The sequence below is a fragment of the Rhizobium johnstonii 3841 genome, assembly GCF_000009265.1.
Taxonomy (GTDB): domain Bacteria; phylum Pseudomonadota; class Alphaproteobacteria; order Rhizobiales; family Rhizobiaceae; genus Rhizobium; species Rhizobium acaciae.
On the sequence record NC_008380.1, the window covers coordinates 44,374 to 62,500 of the forward strand.

An 18,127-nucleotide genomic window follows, 5' to 3' on the forward strand; every position below is an offset into this window, starting at 1 on the left:
GTCCGCTTTCAAGGTTCAGTCGAGACGCATGTCGATGCCGCACTTCGACATATAGTGCTTCGCCTCGCTGACGGAATAGGTGCCGAAGTGGAAGATCGACGCGGCAAGCACCGCATTGGCATGACCCTCCTTCACCCCGGCGACGAGATCGTCGAGATCGCCGACGCCGCCGGACGCGATGACCGGCACACGCACCGCATCGGCGATCGCCCGCGTCAGCTCCAGGTCGTAGCCGACCTTTGTGCCGTCGCGGTCCATCGAGGTGACCAGCAGCTCACCGGCGCCGCGCGCCACCATTTTCTGGGCGAATTCGACGGCATCGATGCCGGTCGCGTTGCGGCCGCCATGGGTATAGATTTCCCAGGCGCTGAGATTGTCGCCGCCGACCGCCTGCGTGCGCCGGCGCTTGGCGTCGATCGAAACAACGATGCACTGGTCGCCGAACTTGTCGGCTGCCTCGGTGACGAAGTCGGGATTGCTGACGGCTGCCGAATTGATCGAGACCTTGTCGGCACCGCACAGCAACAGCTTGCGGATATCGGCGATGGTGCGCACCCCGCCGCCGACCGTCAGCGGCATGAAGCATTGGTCGGCCGTGCGCGAAACGACATCGAAGATTGTCTCGCGATTGTCCGAGGAAGCGGTGATGTCGAGGAAGCAGAGTTCGTCCGCGCCGGCCGCATCATAAGCCTTCGCGGCTTCGACGGGATCGCCGGCATCGACGAGATTGAGGAAGTTGACGCCCTTGACGACACGGCCGTCCTTGACGTCGAGGCAGGGAATGACACGGGCCTTGAGGGTCATTTATGCGGTCTCCTTGGCCCGGGCCGCCTTGATCAGCGCCAACGCTTCCTTGGGATCGATACGGCCGTCATAAAGCGCACGGCCTGAAATCGCCCCTTCCAGCTTCCGCGCATCGGGCTCCAGCATGCGGCGGATATCGTCGAGAGAGGCAAGGCCGCCCGAGGCGATGACGGGAATGGAAACGGCGTCGGCAAGTTCCAGCGTCGAACTCCAGTTGATGCCGGCCAGAATACCGTCACGGTCGATATCGGTGTAGATGATCGCAGCGACGCCGGCGCCCTCGAATTTCCTGGCAAGCTCGATGATACCGAGTTCGGAGGCCTCTGCCCAACCCTCGACGGCCACCTTGCCGCCCTTGGCATCGATGCCGACGGCCACATGATCAGGAAATTTCCGGCAGGCCTCGATGACCAGATCAGGATTTCTGACCGCGACGGTGCCGAGAATGACGCGCCGCAGCCCGCGCGACAGCCAGGCCTCGATATGATCGAGGGTGCGAATGCCGCCGCCGAGCTGCACGGGATTGTCCGTTGCCTTCAAGATCGCTTCGACGGCATCGCCATTGGCCGAATGTCCCGCGAAGGCGCCGTCGAGATCGACCACATGCAGCCATTCGAAACCCTGATCTTCGAAGGATCTCGCCTGGGCGGCCGGATCGGTGTTGTAGACCGTCGCCTGCTGCATGTCGCCGAGCTTCAGGCGGACGCATTGGCCGCCTTTCAGGTCGATCGCGGGAAAAAGGATCATGTCGTCTTACATCCGTAGAGTGGTCGGTACCATCAGCGCATTCCACGCATCTACGATATCCGATTGGAAAAAGACAGCGGCAATGGCCGCCGCGCCGAAAAGCAGAAGGAGGAGCAGGGTGACGGCAAAACCGGCCCGGACCTGACGCCAGAAGCCCAGGCGCCTCTTGATCGATTTCTCGATGCTTCGTACCTGGCGCAATGCATCGCTGTTGACGGCAGTCAGCCGGATCTGCGGTTCCATCGCCTCGACATAGGTTTCGGCATAACTCGAAAGGATCTGCGAGGCGCGGTCGCGCAGCGTGTTGCGCAGGTCGGTCGAGAGATAATTGCTGTTGACGGCGGCAAGCTCGGCCTCATCGGGTGAACGGCCGGCATTTCGCTTGCGATGGCTGAGAACGAAATCGCGCTTTTGCCGCTCGTAGAGTGCGTAGGCGAGCAGGCCGATCAGATCGTCCTCACCTTCGATATAGAATTCCAGCACGGCCTCGGCGATGTCGCCGGCGCTGACCCCGTTTTGCCGCCGGCTCGAACCGTCGTTTGCGGGGAAAGAGTCATGGATCATCGGTCCAGCCTTTCTTTCAGCGCCTTGGCTGCATTGGAAAGCGCCTTCCTGTGGATGGCTTCGTCGACACGGCGGATGACCGTGCCGCCGGGAAGCTTGATATCAGAAAAGGGGGGCAAGCCTTCCCTGGAGGGCCGCAACGTGTAGAACACCTTGCCTGATTTCCGTGAAGCCGGCATCGAGCGCACTCCTGTTCCGCCGTTTCCATACTAGAACAGGATGATTTTAGGCCGGTTCGGCCTAAAATCTGAATCCTGTTCTACATTATACAGTCAGAGCATGATGTCGTCCGAAAACCGCTCACACTTTTCGGCATCATGCACTAGGGAAATAAGGCGGCTGTATTAAAAGCCAGCCCTTGGAGAAATTCCAGCAAAACCGTGTAGCGTTTTGCTTCGGGATTGCGTGAACAATGCTTGACCGGTTCGGGCTCTACGGGTTCCAGCGCAGAAAATTGGCGATCAGGGCCAGGCCGAGCTTCTGGCTCTTTTCCGGGTGAAACTGCGCTCCGACCATGTTGTCGCGCCCGACGAAAGCGGTCATCGGACCGCCATAGTCGGCCGTCGCAATAACATCCTCGGTGTTTTCGGCGGCAAGATGGTAGGAATGCACAAAATAGGCGTGCAGTCCCTGCGACCCCGTCGGAATTCCTTCGAAGAGCGGATGTTGGCGCTTCAGGTCGAGCGTGTTCCAGCCGATCTGCGGGATCTTGAGTGCCGGATCATCCGGCGTCATCTCGACGACGTTACCGGGAATCCACCCGAAACCGTGCGTCACGGTCTTCTCGAGGCCGCGCGAGGACATGAGCTGCATGCCGACGCAGATGCCGAGGAACGGCCGCGCCTTCTTCTCGACGGCCTCGATCAGCACCTCGGCCATATCAGGCACGGCATCGAGGCCGCGCCGGCAATCGGCATAGGCGCCGACACCGGGAAGCACGATACGATCGGCTGCGGCAACATCCTCCGCCCTGTCGGTGAGATCGATATGCGCATCGATGCCAGCTTCGTGGGCGGCACGCTCGAAAGCCTTGGTCGCCGAGCGCAGGTTACCGGAGCCATAGTCGATAATCGCGACGCGCATCGTCAGCGTCCTCCATCAAAACCAAAGAGACCAAGCGATGTTGCATTGCCGTGCTGGCCGTTCGGACGGGCCTTGTTCTGCCAGTCCGGTGCCGCGGCGTCGTCACTGGCTGCGATAGCCGCCCTGTCCGAAAAATAGACCTGCTCAGCAGTGCCGATCGTATCGGCTGCAATGAGTGCATCTTCGTTCCAGCCCTTCGCAGCAAGGTTGCGGACACGGAAATTCTGGCCCTCGAGACCGACCAGCATATTCACGCCCAGCAGGATTGCCGCTCCCGCCGGCCCGAGGCCCGGTTCGTCCATCAGCGCACCACCAATCCCCTGCAGCAGAAAGGCTGCGGCCGCATGCAGCCAAAGCCGATGCGCCAGCAGCCAAATCCATGGAAACAGGAAGCCGAGCAGCGTGAAGCCGTCACGGATGGTTCGCGTCTCATCGGCCGTGGCGCTCGTGCCGCCGGGCGGTGTCAGGAAGATATAGCTGGATGTCATTGCCGCCGCTCCCTTGAAGGGCTCAGACGAGCGTGCCCTTGGTCGAGGGAACACGGCCCGCCTGTCTCGGATCGATCTCTGTCGCCGTGCGCAACGCGCGGGCAACGGCCTTGAAGCATGTCTCGGCAATATGGTGATTGTTGGCGCCATAATGGTTGAGAATATGCAAGGTGATGCCTGCATTCTGGGCGAGCGCATGGAAGAATTCGCGAACGAGCTCGGTGTCGAAAGTGCCGATCTTCGGCGCGCTGAAGGCGACATTCCAGACGAGGAACGGCCGGCCGGAAAGATCGACCGCAGCCTTGGTCATCGTCTCGTCCATGGCGAGATCGATCGAAGCGTAGCGGGTGATGCCGCGCCGGTCGCCGAGTGCCTTGGAGATCGCCTGGCCGATGGCGATGCCGGTATCTTCGACCGTATGATGGTCGTCGATATGCAGGTCGCCCTTGGCATCGATCTCCATGTCGATGAGGGAATGTCGCGAAAGCTGGTCGAGCATGTGGTCGAAGAAGCCGACGCCCGTCGAGATCGTCGATTTGCCGGTGCCGTCGAGATTGACGGAAACGGAAATCGAGGTTTCGTTGGTCTTGCGGGAAACGCTGCCCGTGCGGCTCGCTGCGGTCTCGGCCATATGGCCCTCCATCGGGAATAAGGCCGTTCCTTATCAGGCGCATCGGGAAATATCCAGAAGCCGGGCAAGAGAAAAGCCGGCCCATTTGCAATCGGCGCCAGTCCACTTACATAGGGCTCAACAGGGCCGGCATGCGGCCCGGCAGACAGGTGTTTTATGACAACAATCATTACAGTTCGAAAAGGCGGCAAGGTGGTGATGGCGGGCGATGGCCAGGTGAGCCTCGGCCAGACCGTCATGAAGGGCAATGCCCGCAAGGTGCGCCGTATCGGCAAGGGCGAAGTCGTTGCCGGTTTCGCCGGCGCCACTGCCGATGCCTTTACCCTGCTCGAAAGGCTTGAAAAGAAGCTTGAGCAATATCCCGGTCAATTGATGCGTGCCGCGGTCGAGCTCGCCAAGGACTGGCGCACCGACAAATACCTGCGCAATCTCGAAGCCATGATGCTCGTCGCCGACAAGTCGATCACGCTGGCGATCACCGGCAATGGCGACGTTCTGGAGCCGGAGCATGGCACGACGGCGATCGGTTCCGGCGGCAATTTTGCCCTCGCGGCCGCCCTCGCACTCATGGATACCGACAAATCGGCCGAAGAGATTGCTCGCCGCGCCCTCGATATCGCCGCCGACATCTGCGTCTACACGAACCATAACGTCGTGGTGGAATTGCTGGATGCCGAAGGCTGAACCCTATGCCTTCCGGCCGCTTGCTGTGGCTGATCTGCCGCTTCTCGCCGAATGGCTGGAAAGCCGGCATGTCAGGCGCTGGTGGAGCGATCCGGCCAAGGCGCTGGCTTCGATGGAAAAGCATATCGATGCGGCCTCCGTCTCTTGCTTCATGGTCACGCTGAGTGGAAAGGACTTCGCCTTTATCCAGGCGGCCGATCTCGACGAGGTGGACGATGAAGCGCTCGCCGGTCAGCCGAAGGGCACCTACGGCATCGACCAGTTCATCGGCATCGAGGAACTGGCAGGCAAGGGTCACGGACCGGCCTTTATGATAGGGTTCTGCAATATGCTCTTTGCAAAGGGCGCGCAGCGGATCCTGGTCGATCCGCATCCTGACAATGCATTCGCAATCAGAGCCTATACCAAGGCGGGCTTTCAAGGACTTGGCGAAACAACGACGAATTACGGCCGGGCACTGTTGATGGCCCTGGACCGCCAGGAGAATGATACGCAATGACCACTTTTTCCCCTCGCGAGATCGTTTCCGAGCTCGATCGCTATATCATCGGCCAGCATGACGCCAAGCGCGCCGTTGCGATTGCGCTGCGCAACCGCTGGCGCCGCCAGCAGCTCGACCCGAGCCTGCGAGACGAAGTCATGCCGAAGAACATCCTGATGATCGGCCCGACCGGTGTCGGCAAGACGGAAATCTCCCGCCGCTTGGCAAAACTCGCCGGTGCGCCCTTCATCAAGGTTGAAGCCACCAAATTCACCGAAGTCGGTTATGTCGGCCGCGATGTCGAGCAGATCATCCGCGACCTCGTCGAGGTCGGCATTGGCCTGGTGCGTGAGAAGAAGCGGGCCGAAGTGCAGGCCAAGGCGCATGTGAGCGCCGAGGAGCGTGTTCTCGATGCGCTGGTCGGCACCACAGCATCGCCTGCCACGCGTGAAAACTTCCGCAAGAAGCTCCGCGACGGCGAACTTGACGACAAGGAAATCGATATCGAGGTGGCCGATGCCGGTTCCGGCATGGGTGGCTTCGAAATTCCCGGCATGCCGGGCGCCAATATCGGCGTGCTGAACCTGTCGGAAATGTTCGGCAAGGCGATGGGCGGCCGCACCAAGAAGGTCCGCACGACAGTCAAGGCCTCGTATAGTGACTTGATCCGCGACGAATCCGACAAGCTGATCGACAACGAGGTGATCCAGCGCGAAGCCGTTCGCTCCACCGAGAATGACGGTATCGTCTTCCTTGACGAAATCGACAAGATTGCAGCCCGAGACGGCGGCATGGGCGCCGGCGTTTCGCGCGAAGGCGTCCAGCGCGACCTCTTGCCGCTCGTCGAAGGCACGACGGTTTCGACCAAATACGGGCCGGTCAAGACGGACCATATCCTGTTCATTGCCTCCGGCGCCTTCCATGTCTCCAAGCCCTCGGATCTTCTGCCGGAATTGCAGGGCCGCCTGCCGATCCGCGTCGAATTGCGTCCGCTGAACAAGGATGATTTCCGCCGGATCCTGACCGAGACGGAAGCAAGCCTCATCCGCCAGTACCGCGCGCTGATGGAAACGGAAAGCCTGAGCCTCGAATTCACCGACGACGCGATCGACGCGCTTGCCGATGTCGCCGTGCATCTGAACTCCTCCGTCGAAAACATCGGCGCACGCCGTCTGCAGACGGTGATGGAGCGGGTGCTGGACGATATTTCCTACAACGCGCCGGATCGGGGCGGGACGGCCGTGACGATCGATGCCGCCTATGTGCGCGAACATGTCGGCGATCTCGCACAGAATACCGATCTCTCGCGCTTCATTCTGTGATATCGGCGCACCGCTTCATGCCTTTCCCGGCATGAGTGACGGATTGTGACGAACGCGACTCTCGACAACGGGCCTTTTACTTTCTACTGCATAATTCCCTAAATCGGGATCGATTTAGGGATAAAATTATGCAGCAATTCAAAGTTCTACAGCGTCCTTTGCGCGTCTGAAAAGACGCGCGGCGCTGCAGTGAAGGCCCGTTTTGTTTTCCGCTTCGGCTTTATTCGGCCAAGATTTTGGTCCAGTCAGCCGCATCGCAAACAGGACGATGGAACGGACGGGATAACGGATCGTGCGACGCCTTTTGACAAGCCTTATGATTGCCGTTGCCCTGGTGAATTCGGCGCCTGCCTTCGCAATGCAGACGGTGCCGGCCGGCAACCGTCATGCCGAGCAGCCCGATATTCCGGGCGCTTCCATCCGGCGCACCAAGGGCACCAAGAGCAGCTTCGATCTGAAATACGAAAAGGTTCACGAGCTTCTGGCGACCGATCGCGAGCTGATGAGCAAGATCCGCAAGGTCTCCAGCGCTTACGGCATCAATCCCATCCATGTCGTCGGCGCGATCGTCGGCGAACACACTTATAATGTCGACGCCTACGACCGGCTGCAGGCCTATTATGTCAAGGCTGCCTCCTATGCCGGAGAAAGCTTCCGCTTCGCTTATGATGGTGAAAGCGTCGACGAATTTGTGGCGCGGCCGCAATTTGCCGAATGCAAGAGCAAGAGCGATTCCTATACGCTCTGGTCCTGCCGCGAAGATGTCTGGGAAACCGATTTCCGCGGCAAGACGGTGGGTGGTACGAGCTTTCCTAACAACCGTTTCAGCGCGGTCTTCTTCCAGCCCTTTTATGCCGGCCAGACCTTCGGCCTCGGCCAGGTCAATCCGCTGACGGCGCTGATGCTCTCCGATCTCGTGACCCGCGTGTCGGGTTATCCGAAGCTGAACGAGAAGAATGCCGGCGCCGTCTACAGGGCCATCATGGATCCCGATATCTCGCTCGCCTTCGTCGCGGCCTCGATCCGCAGGTCGATCGACGATTACAAGGAGATCGCCGGCATGGATATCTCGGGCAATCCCGGCCTGACGGCGACGCTTTATAATGTCGGCAATTCGCGCCAGCGCGCCGCAGCACTTGCTGCGAAGAATCGCGGCGCCGGTGCGACGGTCTGGCCGGAAGAGAATTATTACGGTTGGCTGATCAACGACAAGCTGGACGAACTCAAGGGCCTGCTCTAGCTTCAAGCTTGCCGGGAAGGCCTAGATCTTCCCCGAAAGGCTTTTACGATGGACATGCGTCCGGACCCCTTCGTCCCGCCAGCACCGCTGCCGCGTACCGTGCCGCCGAGCCGGCTGGAAATCATTCGCATCATCCTGCGCAATCCGCTCGAACTCTGGGGCGAGCCGTCCTACACGCTGCCGTGGATCCGCACCAATTTCTTCGGCCAGAGGACGCTGATCGTCAATGATCCCGGACTGATCAAGCACGTGCTGGTCGACAATGCCAATAATTACCGCATGTCGGATGTGCGCCAGCTCGTCCTGCGTCCGATCCTCCGCGACGGCCTTCTGACCGCCGAAGGTCCTGTCTGGAAAAGATCGCGCAAGGCGGTGGCGCCTATTTTCACGCCCCGCCATGCCCAAGGCTTTGCCGGCCAGATGCTGCGCCAGTCCGAAGATTATGCCCGCAAATATGAGGGCGCAGGCGAGGCAGGCGCAATTTTCGATATCAGCACCGATATGACCGAGCTGACCTTCGCGATTCTGGCTGACACATTATTTTCAGGCGAAATCGTCACATCGAGCGGCCATTTCGCCGACGACGTCAATGAACTCCTGCATCGCATGGGTCGCGTCGATCCGATGGATCTGATGCGCGCTCCCTCCTGGGTTCCACGTGTGACACGCATCGGCGGTCAGAAAGTGCTGGAGAAATTCCGAGCCATCGTGCGCAACACGATGGATATGCGGCTTGCAAAGATGAAGGCAGACCGCAGCAGCGCGCCCGAGGATTTCCTGACCCTGCTCCTGGAGCAGGCCGGCCCCGACGGGCTGACCAAGGAAGAGATCGAAGACAATATCCTGACCTTCATCGGCGCGGGGCATGAAACCACAGCCCGGGCATTGGCCTGGACGCTGTATTGCGTATCGAACAGCCCGCATATCCGCGAGGGGATGGAGGAAGAAATCGACGCGGTGCTCGCCACCGGGGCCAAACCTGTGGAATGGCTGGATATGATGCCGCAGACGCGCGCCGCCTTCGAGGAGGCCTTGCGCCTTTATCCGCCGGCGCCATCCATCAATCGCGCCGCCATATCAGATGATTTCTGGACAAGCCCCAAGGGCGAGCGGGTCGAGCTTGAGGCCGGTGTCACGGTGCTCGTCATGCCCTGGACGCTGCATCGCCACGAACTTCACTGGGACAGGCCGCGCGCCTATATGCCCGAACGCTTCCTGCCGGAAAATCGCGCCTCTATCGGCCGCTTTCAGTTCCTGCCTTTCGGCGCCGGGCCGCGTGTCTGCATCGGCGCAACCTTTGCGCTTCAGGAAGCGGTGATCGCCCTTGCTGTCCTGATGCATCGTTATCGCTTCGATTCCACCGATCAGACCAATCCTTGGCCGGTCCAGAAGCTGACGACGCAGCCGAAGAACGGACTGCCGATGCGTGTGACGCCGCGCATAATTTCCACGAAGGCATAAATCTTTCGAATTATTGCAGAATTGACTGTGAATGAAAGCCGGGCAAAGTGGCAGCATTCAAAAGTCGTTGCCAGGGAGAATGTCGCATGAGCCGCGTTGATAAGAACGGTCTTGCCATCGAAACCGTCCTTCATGATTTCCTCGTCGAGGAGGTGCTGCCGGGTCTGGCGGTCGATGCGGACAAGTTCTTTGCCGATTTTTCGGCGATCGTCCACGATCTCGCCCCGAAAAATTGTGCGTTGCTGGCAAAACGCGACGAGCTGCAGGTGAAGATCGACGATTGGTATCGTCGGCATGGCGCCCCGGCGGATATGGACGAATACCAGTCCTTCCTTCGCGAAATCGGCTATCTCCTGCCTGAGGGATCGGACTTCCAGGTTTCGACCCAAAATGTCGATCCGGAGATCGCCTCGATCGCCGGCCCGCAGCTCGTCGTTCCCGTCATGAACGCCCGTTACGCCTTGAACGCCGCCAATGCCCGCTGGGGCTCGCTCTATGATGCGCTCTACGGTACGGACGCCATTCCCGAGAGCGACGGCGCCGAAAAGGGCAAGAGCTACAATCCGAAGCGCGGCGAGAAGGTCATCGCCTGGGTGCGCGATTTCCTCGATACATCAGCGCCGCTGCAGGACTGCCGCTGGAAGGACGTCGGAAGCTTCGCCGTCAAGGATGGAGCGCTGGTCGTCAGATCGATCGATGGCGAGCAGGCCATGCTGACGGACGGCAAGCATTTTGCCGGCTATCGCGGCGATGCCGCCGCTCCGACGCATATTCTCCTGAAGAACAACGGCATTCACATCGAAATCGTCATCGATGCGGCGACGACAATCGGGAAAGCCGATCCGGCTCATATTTCCGATGTCTGGCTGGAATCGGCAATCACGACGATCATGGACTGCGAGGATTCGATTGCCGCCGTCGATGCCGAGGACAAAGTCGTCGTCTATCGCAACTGGCTCGGCCTGATGAAGGGCGACCTGCAGGAAGAGGTGGCAAAGGGCGGAACGAGCTTCATCCGCACGCTCAACCCGGATCTGCAATATGCTGGCCCGGATGGTGCCGCCTTCGAGGTGCATCGCCGCTCGCTGATGCTGGTGCGCAATGTCGGCCACCTCATGATCAGCCCGGCGATCCTCGACCGCGACGGCAACGAGGTGCCTGAAGGCATCATGGATGCTGCGATCACCGGCCTGATCGCGCTTTACGATATCGGCCCCTCCGGCCGGCGGAAGAATTCCCGCACCGGCTCCATGTATGTGGTCAAGCCGAAGATGCATGGGCCGGAAGAGGTAGCCTTCGCCGTCGAAATCTTCTCGCGGGTCGAAGATGCGCTTGGCCTACCGCGCAACACCATCAAGATGGGCATCATGGATGAGGAGCGCCGCACGACCGTCAACCTCAAGGAGTGCATCCGTGCCGCCCGCGAGCGCGTTGTCTTCATCAATACCGGCTTCCTCGATCGCACCGGCGACGAGATCCACACCTCGATGGAAGCCGGCCCGATGATTCGCAAGGGCGACATGCGCCAGGCGGCGTGGATTTCCGCCTATGAGAACTGGAACGTCGACATCGGCCTCGAATGCGGCCTTGCCGGCCACGCCCAGATCGGCAAGGGCATGTGGGCGATGCCGGATCTGATGGCGGCGATGCTCGAACAGAAGATCGCCCACCCGAAGGCCGGCGCCAACACCGCCTGGGTACCGTCGCCGACGGCCGCAACCCTGCATGCCACCCATTATCACCGGGTCAATGTCGCTCGCGTCCAGCAGGGGCTGAAGGATCGCGCCCGCGCCAAGCTCTCCGATATTCTCTCCGTGCCGGTTGCGGTGCGGCCGAACTGGACGCCGGAGGAAATCCAGCGCGAACTCGACAACAATGCCCAGGGCATCCTCGGCTATGTCGTGCGCTGGGTCGATCAGGGCGTCGGCTGCTCGAAGGTGCCCGACATCAACAATGTCGGCTTGATGGAAGATCGCGCGACGCTGCGCATTTCGGCCCAGCACATGGCGAACTGGCTGCATCACAAGGTCGTCACCGAAGCTCAGATCATCGAGACGATGAGGCGCATGGCCGCCGTCGTCGACCGGCAGAATGCGTCGGACCCCGCCTATCAGCCGATGGCCGGTAATTTCGACGATTCGATCGCCTTCCAGGCTGCCCTCGATCTCGTCCTGAAGGGTAGGGAACAGCCGAACGGTTATACCGAGCCGGTGCTTCACCGCCGCCGCCTCGAGCTCAAGGCGAAGCACACTGCCTGACGGAGAACACGGAAAGGCCGCCGGAACGACAGTTCCGGCGGCCTTTTTTATACCGAATTCGATTATTAGCTTACTGAATGACGACGACCTTGGACGTGCCCTTGCCCGGACGGACGCGGCTGTAGAGATCGATGACATCCTGGTTCATCAGGCGAATGCAGCCCGAGGAAGCGGCGGTGCCGATCGAAGCCCATTCCGGCGTGCCGTGCAGGCGGAAGAGCGTGTCCTTGCCGTCCTCGTTAAAGAGATACATGGCGCGCGCTCCGAGCGGATTGCTGAGACCCGGACCCATGCCGTCCTCGACGTATTTGGCGAGATCAGGCCGGCGGACGGCCATTTCCTTCGGCGGGTGCCAGTTCGGCCATTCCTGCTTCCAGGCGACGTAGGCGGTGCCGGCCCATGCGAAGCCCTGCTTGCCGACGCCGATGCCGTAGCGCATCGCCTTGCCGTTGGCCAGGATGTAATAGAGGAAGCGCTCGCGCGTGTTGACGATGATCGTTCCGGGACGCTCTGTGGTCTGGTAGCTGACGACCTGGCGGCGGAATTGCGGTTTGACCCTGTCGATCGGGATCGCCGGCAGGGAATATCCGGCATCCTTCGTCAGGCCGTAGGCGTCATTGAAGATCTGTGCCGTCTGGACCGTCGGGCCTGCGCCCTTGTCGTCGACGGATGCGCTGTCTGAGGTCGTCGAGCAACCGGCCAGAGCGAGTGTCGCCAGCAGGCCAAATACAGGGAATGCATTGCGGATGCGCATGGATGACTCTTGAAGTTTTGGGGCAAGGAGAACGGTCTTTCGACCATCGTTGATTATGGTTTATTTTCGATTAACTTGCGCTTTGCAAGGCTACTGCAGCGCGACAAATTCGTCTGCCGCGCAAATTAGAAGCGCATGGTTTTTTTGCAACAACACGCCAGCCCCTCTGATGGTTATCCATGACGATTTTGAGCGTTTACAATAACAATCCGTTAATCGATGGCCGGCAATCGGACAGGGCCATGATGGTGCGGCGCGGAACGCAGATATTGCTGCATGAAATGCGCCACGCTGTGCTGCCCGAACTGCCGCTGGCCAGCGGTCGCCGCGCCGATCTGATCACGCTTTCGGAAAAGGGCGAGATCTGGATCATCGAAATCAAGACCTCGATCGAGGATTTCAGGGTGGATCGCAAATGGCCGGAATACAGGCTGCATTGCGACCGCCTGTTCTTCGCGACTCACCAGGATGTGCCGTTGGAGATCTTTCCCGAGGAATGCGGACTGTTCCTGTCGGATGGTTATGGCGCCCATATGATTCGCGAGGCGCCGGAACACCGCATGGCGCCGGCCACGCGCAAATCCGTCACGCTCAACTTCTCGCGTGCTGCCGCGCAAAGGCTGATGATGGCCGAATGGGCGAACGGAAAACCGTTCACTGTGGACGACGTCTAATTATAAACGCGCGTGCTCGTCTATTTCGGCGCGCGTTTGGCAAGGATACGCTGCAGCGTTCGCCGGTGCATGTTGAGCCGGCGCGCCGTTTCGGAAACATTGCGCTCGCACATTTCATAGACCCGCTGGATGTGCTCCCAGCGCACTCGGTCGGCCGACATCGGATTTTCGGGAAGCTCGGCCTTTTCGCCTGGCCGCTGCGTCAGCGCCGAAAACACGTCGTCGGCATCCGCAGGCTTTGCGAGGTAGTCGACGGCGCCGAGCTTCACGGCCGTGACCGCCGTTGCGATATTGCCATAGCCGGTCAGCACGATGATCCTGGTGTCGTCGCGCCGCTGGCGGATCGCCTCGATGACGTCGAGCCCATTGCCGTCGCCGAGCCGAAGGTCGACCACCGCATATTTCGGCGGCCGGCCTCTCGATTTCGCAACGCCCTCCGCCACTGATTCGGCCGTCTCCACCTGGAAGCCGCGTGTCTCCATCGCCCGTGCCAGGCGGCGCAGAAACGGCCCGTCGTCATCGACGATCAGCAGGCTGGCGTCGGGACCGATATGGTCCTCATCCGACGCGGCGAAATTGTCATGATTCTGTTCTGTCATCGTCTCGGTCCCGACGGTTGAACGCCCGATCTGCGTCAACCGCTTATATCCTGTTTATGCCGACAAAGTCATTTTGTCGAATTTGCGTCGATCAGCATGCGCGGCCATTCGATCCGGATACGCGCGCCCGCACTTTCCGGATCGCGGTTCTCGAAAATCAGCGATGCGCCGGAGCGCTCCAACAGCGTCTTGGCGATGAAAAGCCCGAGCCCGAGGCCGCCTGCCGTATCTTCTTTCTGCCGCTTCGTCACATACGGTTCGCCGATCCGCGTCAGAATGTCGGGCGCATAACCGTTCCCGTCGTCCTCGATGACGATCAGCACTTTGTCGTGATCGTGCTCGACGGTAACGATCACTTTCTCTCGGGCATAATCGACGGCATTTTCGATCAGATTGCCGAGTCCGTACATGATGCCGGCATTGCGGTCGGTGACCGGCTCACCCTTGCGCGGGCACTTTTCGATGAGTTCCAATCTGATGCCGAATTCCCGGTGCGGCGCGACGATCTCCTCGATCATCGAGGAAAGCGGCAGCCGGCGCATATGCGCCTCGCCTTCGGAGGAAAGCGTCGTCAGCCGCCGCAGGATGTCGCGGCAGCGTTCGCTCTGGCTGCGCAGCAGCATCACATCCTCGCGGAAGCGATCGTCATCCTTAAGCTCCCGCTCCATTTCCTTGGCGACGACGCTGATCGTCGCAAGCGGTGTGCCGAGTTCATGGGCGGCCGCCGCCGCCAGCCCGTCGAGCTGTGACAGGTGCTTTTCCCGCTGCAGCACCAGTTCGGTCGCAGCCAGCGCATCGGCAAGCTGGCTCGCTTCCATGGAGACCCGATAGGCATAGAAAGCGGCGAATGCCATGGTCGAGGCGATCGAGCACCAAACACCGAACTGCATGACGTTGTGCACGTTGATCTCGACGCCGTCGAACCAGGGCAGCGGAAAGGGCGAAAAGGCAAGCACCGTGATGCAGACCATCGCAACGCCGATCAGCGCGGTGCTGTAGCGAATCGGCTGCGAGGCAAAGGAGATGATAACAGGCACGCAGACGAGCGCTGCGAAGGGGTTGGCAAGGCCGCCGGTGATGAAGAGCAGCGCGCAGAGCTGCAAAAGGTCGAAGCCGAGCAGCGCAAAGGCGGCAGGCGGTTCCAGCCGATGCGTCGGCGGATAACGAATCGTCAGGTAGAAATTCACCCAGGCAAGGGCGGCGATCAGCGAAGAACTGGCAACCAGCGGTAAGGGAAATTTCAGCCAGAAGGCAACAATGAAAACCGTCAGCGCCTGTCCGCCGACGGCAAGCCAGCGCAGCCGCACCAGTGTCTGCAGGCGCAGCCTGCGGCTGTTGTGCCGGTCCTCCAGCGTATAGCCTTCGGTCTTGTCGATCATACCAGGCTTGTCGATCATGCCGGGGGCTCCTTGAATGGCCTCATGTACCACGCGGTTTTGCCCGTGTCGTTGGCAACGCATCCTCCGGCCGCTCCGGCCAGGGATGCCGGGGATAACGCCCGCGCATATCGGCACGCACATCCTTCCAAGAGCCGGCCCAGAAGCCCGGCAGGTCGCGTGTCGTCTGGATCGGCCGATGCGCCGGCGAGGTGAGCTCGAGCAGCAGCGGCAGGCGGCCACCGGCAATGGCCGGATGCTGCTTCAGTCCAAACAGCTCCTGCACGCGGATCGTCAGAACCGGTTCCTCGCCCTCATATTGGATCGGATGCCTTTGGCCGGTCGGCGCTTCGAAATGGGTCGGCGCAAGCCGGCTAAGGTCGCGTTGCAATTCGTGCGGTACCAGCGACATCAGTCCGTTCGAAAGCCCGGCTGCGGAAATCTCCGAAAGGCCGCGGGCCTCCGTCTGGAAGGGTGCGAACCACTCGTCGAGCCGGGAAAGCAGGGCATCATCGCTGACATCGGGCCAGGGCTCTCCGATCGTCCTGTGCAGAAATCCGATCCGCTCGCGCAACTGCACCGCCTCCTTCGAGAAGGAAAGCTGATCGAGCCCGAGCTCGCGCACCCCTTCCACCAGCGCCTGGGTGACGGCTGCCCCGGAAGGGCGCGGCAAGGGCGTCTCTTCGAAGACGATCGCGCCAAGCCGGGTTGCCCGCCGCGCCCGGATTTGCCGGCTTTGCCGGTCGAAGAATATCTGGTCGCCGGTTTTGATCTCACCGGGCAACTCGGCTTCGATGTCGCCGCGTGTCACCTCGGCTGCCGCCAGAACCCGCGCCTGCGCCGCCCGCCCGGTCAGGTCGGCAATCACCAGCATCTGGCTGCCGGCCAGCCTCTCGGTTTCCGGCAGCTCCGCTCCGCGCCCGTTCGCCATCACGAATCGGCCGCGCCCGCCGCGCTGAAGCGCGATTCGATCCGGGAACGCATGCAGCAGCAATTGGCCTGCAAGCGCCGGCGCTGTTGCGGCACCCCTGTCGAGGCCGCTCGCCAGCCGTCCCGCCAGCCGCCGCGAGGCCTCTGCTCTCTCGCCCCGCTCGACCTTGAAGCGTCGCAGCCGCTCCTCGATATCGACACTCGTTCCGCCAAGCCCCTGTTCGGTGAGAAGCACGGCGATCATCGCCGCATCCCGGGCCTGCCCCGCTTCTCCCGCCGAGACGACCATGGCGGCAAGCCGCGGCGGCAAAGCGAGATCGCGCATCACCTTGCCGCGCGCTGTCAGCGCTCCGTCCTTGTCGAGCGCGCCAAGCTGGCCAAGCAGCACCCGCGCTTCCCTCAGCGTCGTTTCCGGCGGCTGATCGACGAAGGCAAGGGATGCCGGATCTTGAACGCCCCAATGCGCGAGGTCGAGCACCAGCCCCGAGAGGTCGCTAGAAAGGATCTGCGGCGGGGTGAAGGCCGGCAATGCCGCGGTCTGTCCCTGGTGCCACAGCCTGACGGCGGTGCCCGGCTCCGTTCGTCCGGCACGGCCGGCCCGCTGATCGGCTGAAGCCCGCGACACGCGCACCGTCTCCAGCCGCGTGATCCCAGTCGACGCCTCGAACACCGGCAAACGCTGCAGCCCGCTGTCGATCACGATCCTGACACCGTCGATGGTGATCGATGTTTCGGCGATCGATGTCGCAAGCACGATCTTACGCATCCCCTGGGATGCCGGTCGGATCGCCGCATCCTGCTCCTTCTGGCTGAGATTGCCGTAAAGCGGCGCAATCAGTGTTTCGGCTCCGAATCGTCCCTGCAGGCGTTCGACGGTCCGGGTGATTTCCGCCTGGCCGGGCAGGAAGGCGAGGATCGAGCCGGTCTCGTTGGCATGGGCATCGAGTATCGCTCGCGTCACGGCATCCTCGATGCGTTCGCCGCCCGGCCGATCCTGGTAACGGATATCGATCGGAAAGCTGCGCCCCAGGCTTTCGATAACAGGTGGATGGTCGAGCAGGGCGGCCACGCGTTCGACGTCGAGGGTGGCCGACATGACCAGGATGCGCAGATCCTCGCGCAGCGCCGACTGGACGTCGAGCGCCAGAGCGAGTCCGAAGTCTGCATCCAGCGAACGCTCGTGGAACTCGTCGAAGATCACCACCGAGACACCGGTCAGTTCCGGATCGTCGAGGATCATCCGGGCAAAAACCCCTTCGGTCACCACCTCGATCCGTGTCGCTGCCGATATCCTGTTGTCGAGGCGCATGCGGTAGCCGACCGTCTCGCCGACCTGTTCGCCGATGAGCGATGCCATCCGGCTTGCCGCTGCCCGCGCCGCCAGCCGCCGTGGCTCCAGCAGGATGATTTTGCCGTCGCCGCGCCAGGCCTGGCCAAGCAGGTAAAGTGGCACCAGCGTCGTCTTGCCGGCGCCGGGTGGGGCGGAAAGAACGGCGCGTTTTTGCTTTTCCAGTGCAGCAGCGACGACCGGCAGGACATGTGAAACCGGAAGCTCCGGCAAGGATGCACTGATTGTCACTTTTGGCCCGTCACTGTCTTATAGGCAAGGATGGCGCCGGCGAGATCCTCCAACGCCGCACCCACTGACTTGAACAGCGTGATTTCTGCGTCATGGCTTCGTCCGCCATGGGCGCCGCTGACGAGTTCCGCAAGCTCAGCCCTGATGTCGCCTTCCTTCAGCACGCCGCTTTTCAGCGGCTGGACGATATCGCCCGCCTCGGCGATGGCGCCGGCGCGGGTGTCGACATAGACGGAGGCACGGCGGATGGCCGCGTCGTCGCTTTCGCGCATGCTCGGCTTGAAGGCGCCGACGAGATCGAGATGGGCGCCGGGCTTCAGCCATTCGCCTGATATCAGCGGCGCGCTGGAAAGCGTGGCGCAGGAAATGATATCGGCTGTCCGCGCTGCGGCTTCAGCATCCGCGACCGCCTCGGCATTCAGGCCGAGCGCCCGGGCTTCGGCTGCGATCTT

General features: G+C 61.4%; 19 protein-coding genes (1 of these 19 cut by a window edge). 7 read left to right on the forward strand and 12 right to left on the reverse strand.

Annotated elements, in window-relative coordinates; genetic code table 11:
- Positions 1–15: 15 nt before the first annotated feature.
- The 7 genes from hisF to hisB form a co-directional block, all read right to left on the reverse strand.
- A complete protein-coding gene (gene hisF, locus RL_RS00210) occupies positions 16–804 on the reverse strand; it encodes an imidazole glycerol phosphate synthase subunit HisF (protein WP_011649867.1) in 789 nt (262 codons plus the stop codon).
- Positions 805–1,551 (reverse strand): 1-(5-phosphoribosyl)-5-[(5-phosphoribosylamino)methylideneamino]imidazole-4-carboxamide isomerase, encoded by a 747-nt coding sequence (gene hisA / locus RL_RS00215; protein ID WP_011649868.1) that lies wholly within the window; start codon positions 1,549–1,551, stop codon positions 805–807. It lies immediately after the preceding gene.
- Between the two features lie 6 nt (positions 1,552–1,557).
- Positions 1,558–2,115 (reverse strand): hypothetical protein, encoded by a 558-nt coding sequence (locus tag RL_RS00220; protein WP_011649869.1) that lies wholly within the window; start codon positions 2,113–2,115, stop codon positions 1,558–1,560.
- Positions 2,112–2,294: a hypothetical protein gene (locus tag RL_RS00225; protein WP_003544173.1), complete on the reverse strand. Its 183-nt coding sequence runs from the start codon at positions 2,292–2,294 to the stop codon at positions 2,112–2,114. Before RL_RS00225 ends, RL_RS00220 begins: the two co-directional genes overlap by 4 nt.
- Positions 2,295–2,547: 253 nt before the next feature.
- Positions 2,548–3,198 (reverse strand): imidazole glycerol phosphate synthase subunit HisH, encoded by a 651-nt coding sequence (hisH, locus tag RL_RS00230; RefSeq protein WP_011649871.1) that lies wholly within the window; start codon positions 3,196–3,198, stop codon positions 2,548–2,550.
- 2 nt (positions 3,199–3,200) lie between these two features.
- Positions 3,201–3,686, reverse strand: coding sequence for a DUF2628 domain-containing protein (locus RL_RS00235; protein ID WP_011649872.1), 486 nt, complete (start codon positions 3,684–3,686; stop codon positions 3,201–3,203).
- Positions 3,687–3,708: 22 nt separating this feature from the next.
- Positions 3,709–4,317, reverse strand: coding sequence for an imidazoleglycerol-phosphate dehydratase HisB (hisB, locus tag RL_RS00240; RefSeq protein WP_003544176.1), 609 nt, complete (start codon positions 4,315–4,317; stop codon positions 3,709–3,711).
- 156 nt (positions 4,318–4,473) lie between these two features.
- On the opposite strand from hisB, the gene hslV reads away from it, so the two are divergent.
- The 6 genes from hslV to RL_RS00270 all read left to right on the forward strand — a co-directional run bounded on the left by hslV (position 4,474) and on the right by RL_RS00270 (position 11,763).
- Positions 4,474–5,001, forward strand: coding sequence for an ATP-dependent protease subunit HslV (hslV, locus tag RL_RS00245; RefSeq protein WP_011649873.1), 528 nt, complete (start codon positions 4,474–4,476; stop codon positions 4,999–5,001).
- A complete protein-coding gene (locus RL_RS00250) occupies positions 4,988–5,500 on the forward strand; it encodes a GNAT family N-acetyltransferase (RefSeq protein WP_011649874.1) in 513 nt (170 codons plus the stop codon). The genes hslV and RL_RS00250 overlap by 14 nt, the downstream gene beginning before the upstream one ends.
- Complete coding sequence (gene hslU / locus RL_RS00255) at positions 5,497–6,804, forward strand: ATP-dependent protease ATPase subunit HslU (protein ID WP_011649875.1); 1,308 nt, start codon at positions 5,497–5,499, stop codon at positions 6,802–6,804. The genes RL_RS00250 and hslU overlap by 4 nt, the downstream gene beginning before the upstream one ends.
- Positions 6,805–7,096: 292 nt before the next feature.
- Positions 7,097–8,044, forward strand: a complete 948-nt coding sequence (locus RL_RS00260; protein WP_011649876.1) for a DUF1402 family protein — start codon at positions 7,097–7,099, stop codon at positions 8,042–8,044.
- 48 nt (positions 8,045–8,092) lie between these two features.
- Positions 8,093–9,505, forward strand: coding sequence for a cytochrome P450 (locus RL_RS00265; protein ID WP_011649877.1), 1,413 nt, complete (start codon positions 8,093–8,095; stop codon positions 9,503–9,505).
- Positions 9,506–9,591: 86 nt separating this feature from the next.
- Positions 9,592–11,763 (forward strand): malate synthase G, encoded by a 2,172-nt coding sequence (locus tag RL_RS00270; RefSeq protein ID WP_011649878.1) that lies wholly within the window; start codon positions 9,592–9,594, stop codon positions 11,761–11,763.
- A 70-nt stretch (positions 11,764–11,833) separates the two neighbouring features.
- Here the strand turns inward: RL_RS00270 and RL_RS00275 are convergent, their stop codons facing one another.
- The gene (locus tag RL_RS00275) at positions 11,834–12,517 is read right to left on the reverse strand and encodes a L,D-transpeptidase (protein ID WP_011649879.1); all 684 of its coding nucleotides are present in this window, start codon (positions 12,515–12,517) and stop codon (positions 11,834–11,836) included.
- Between the two features lie 179 nt (positions 12,518–12,696).
- Between RL_RS00275 and RL_RS00280 the strand changes: the two genes are divergently transcribed.
- On the forward strand, positions 12,697–13,191 hold the full coding sequence (locus RL_RS00280) for an MmcB family DNA repair protein (protein WP_011649880.1): 495 nt from the start codon (positions 12,697–12,699) through the stop codon (positions 13,189–13,191).
- Between the two features lie 20 nt (positions 13,192–13,211).
- On the opposite strand, the gene RL_RS00285 is transcribed toward RL_RS00280, so the two are convergent.
- The 4 genes from RL_RS00285 to RL_RS00300 all read right to left on the reverse strand — a co-directional run.
- Positions 13,212–13,790, reverse strand: a complete 579-nt coding sequence (locus tag RL_RS00285; RefSeq protein WP_011649881.1) for an ActR/PrrA/RegA family redox response regulator transcription factor — start codon at positions 13,788–13,790, stop codon at positions 13,212–13,214.
- A 68-nt stretch (positions 13,791–13,858) separates the two neighbouring features.
- Complete coding sequence (locus RL_RS00290; RefSeq protein WP_011649882.1) at positions 13,859–15,187, reverse strand: ActS/PrrB/RegB family redox-sensitive histidine kinase; 1,329 nt, start codon at positions 15,185–15,187, stop codon at positions 13,859–13,861.
- A gap of 22 nt (positions 15,188–15,209) precedes the next feature.
- Positions 15,210–17,675: an ATP-dependent helicase HrpB gene (gene hrpB, locus RL_RS00295; RefSeq protein WP_011649883.1), complete on the reverse strand. Its 2,466-nt coding sequence runs from the start codon at positions 17,673–17,675 to the stop codon at positions 15,210–15,212.
- Positions 17,672–18,127, reverse strand: the 3' end of a protein-coding gene (locus tag RL_RS00300) for an ornithine cyclodeaminase family protein (protein ID WP_011649884.1). It continues 492 nt past the right edge of the window; 456 of the gene's 948 nt are visible here — the last part of the coding sequence; its start codon lies beyond the right edge, outside the window; the stop codon is at positions 17,672–17,674. Before RL_RS00300 ends, hrpB begins: the two co-directional genes overlap by 4 nt.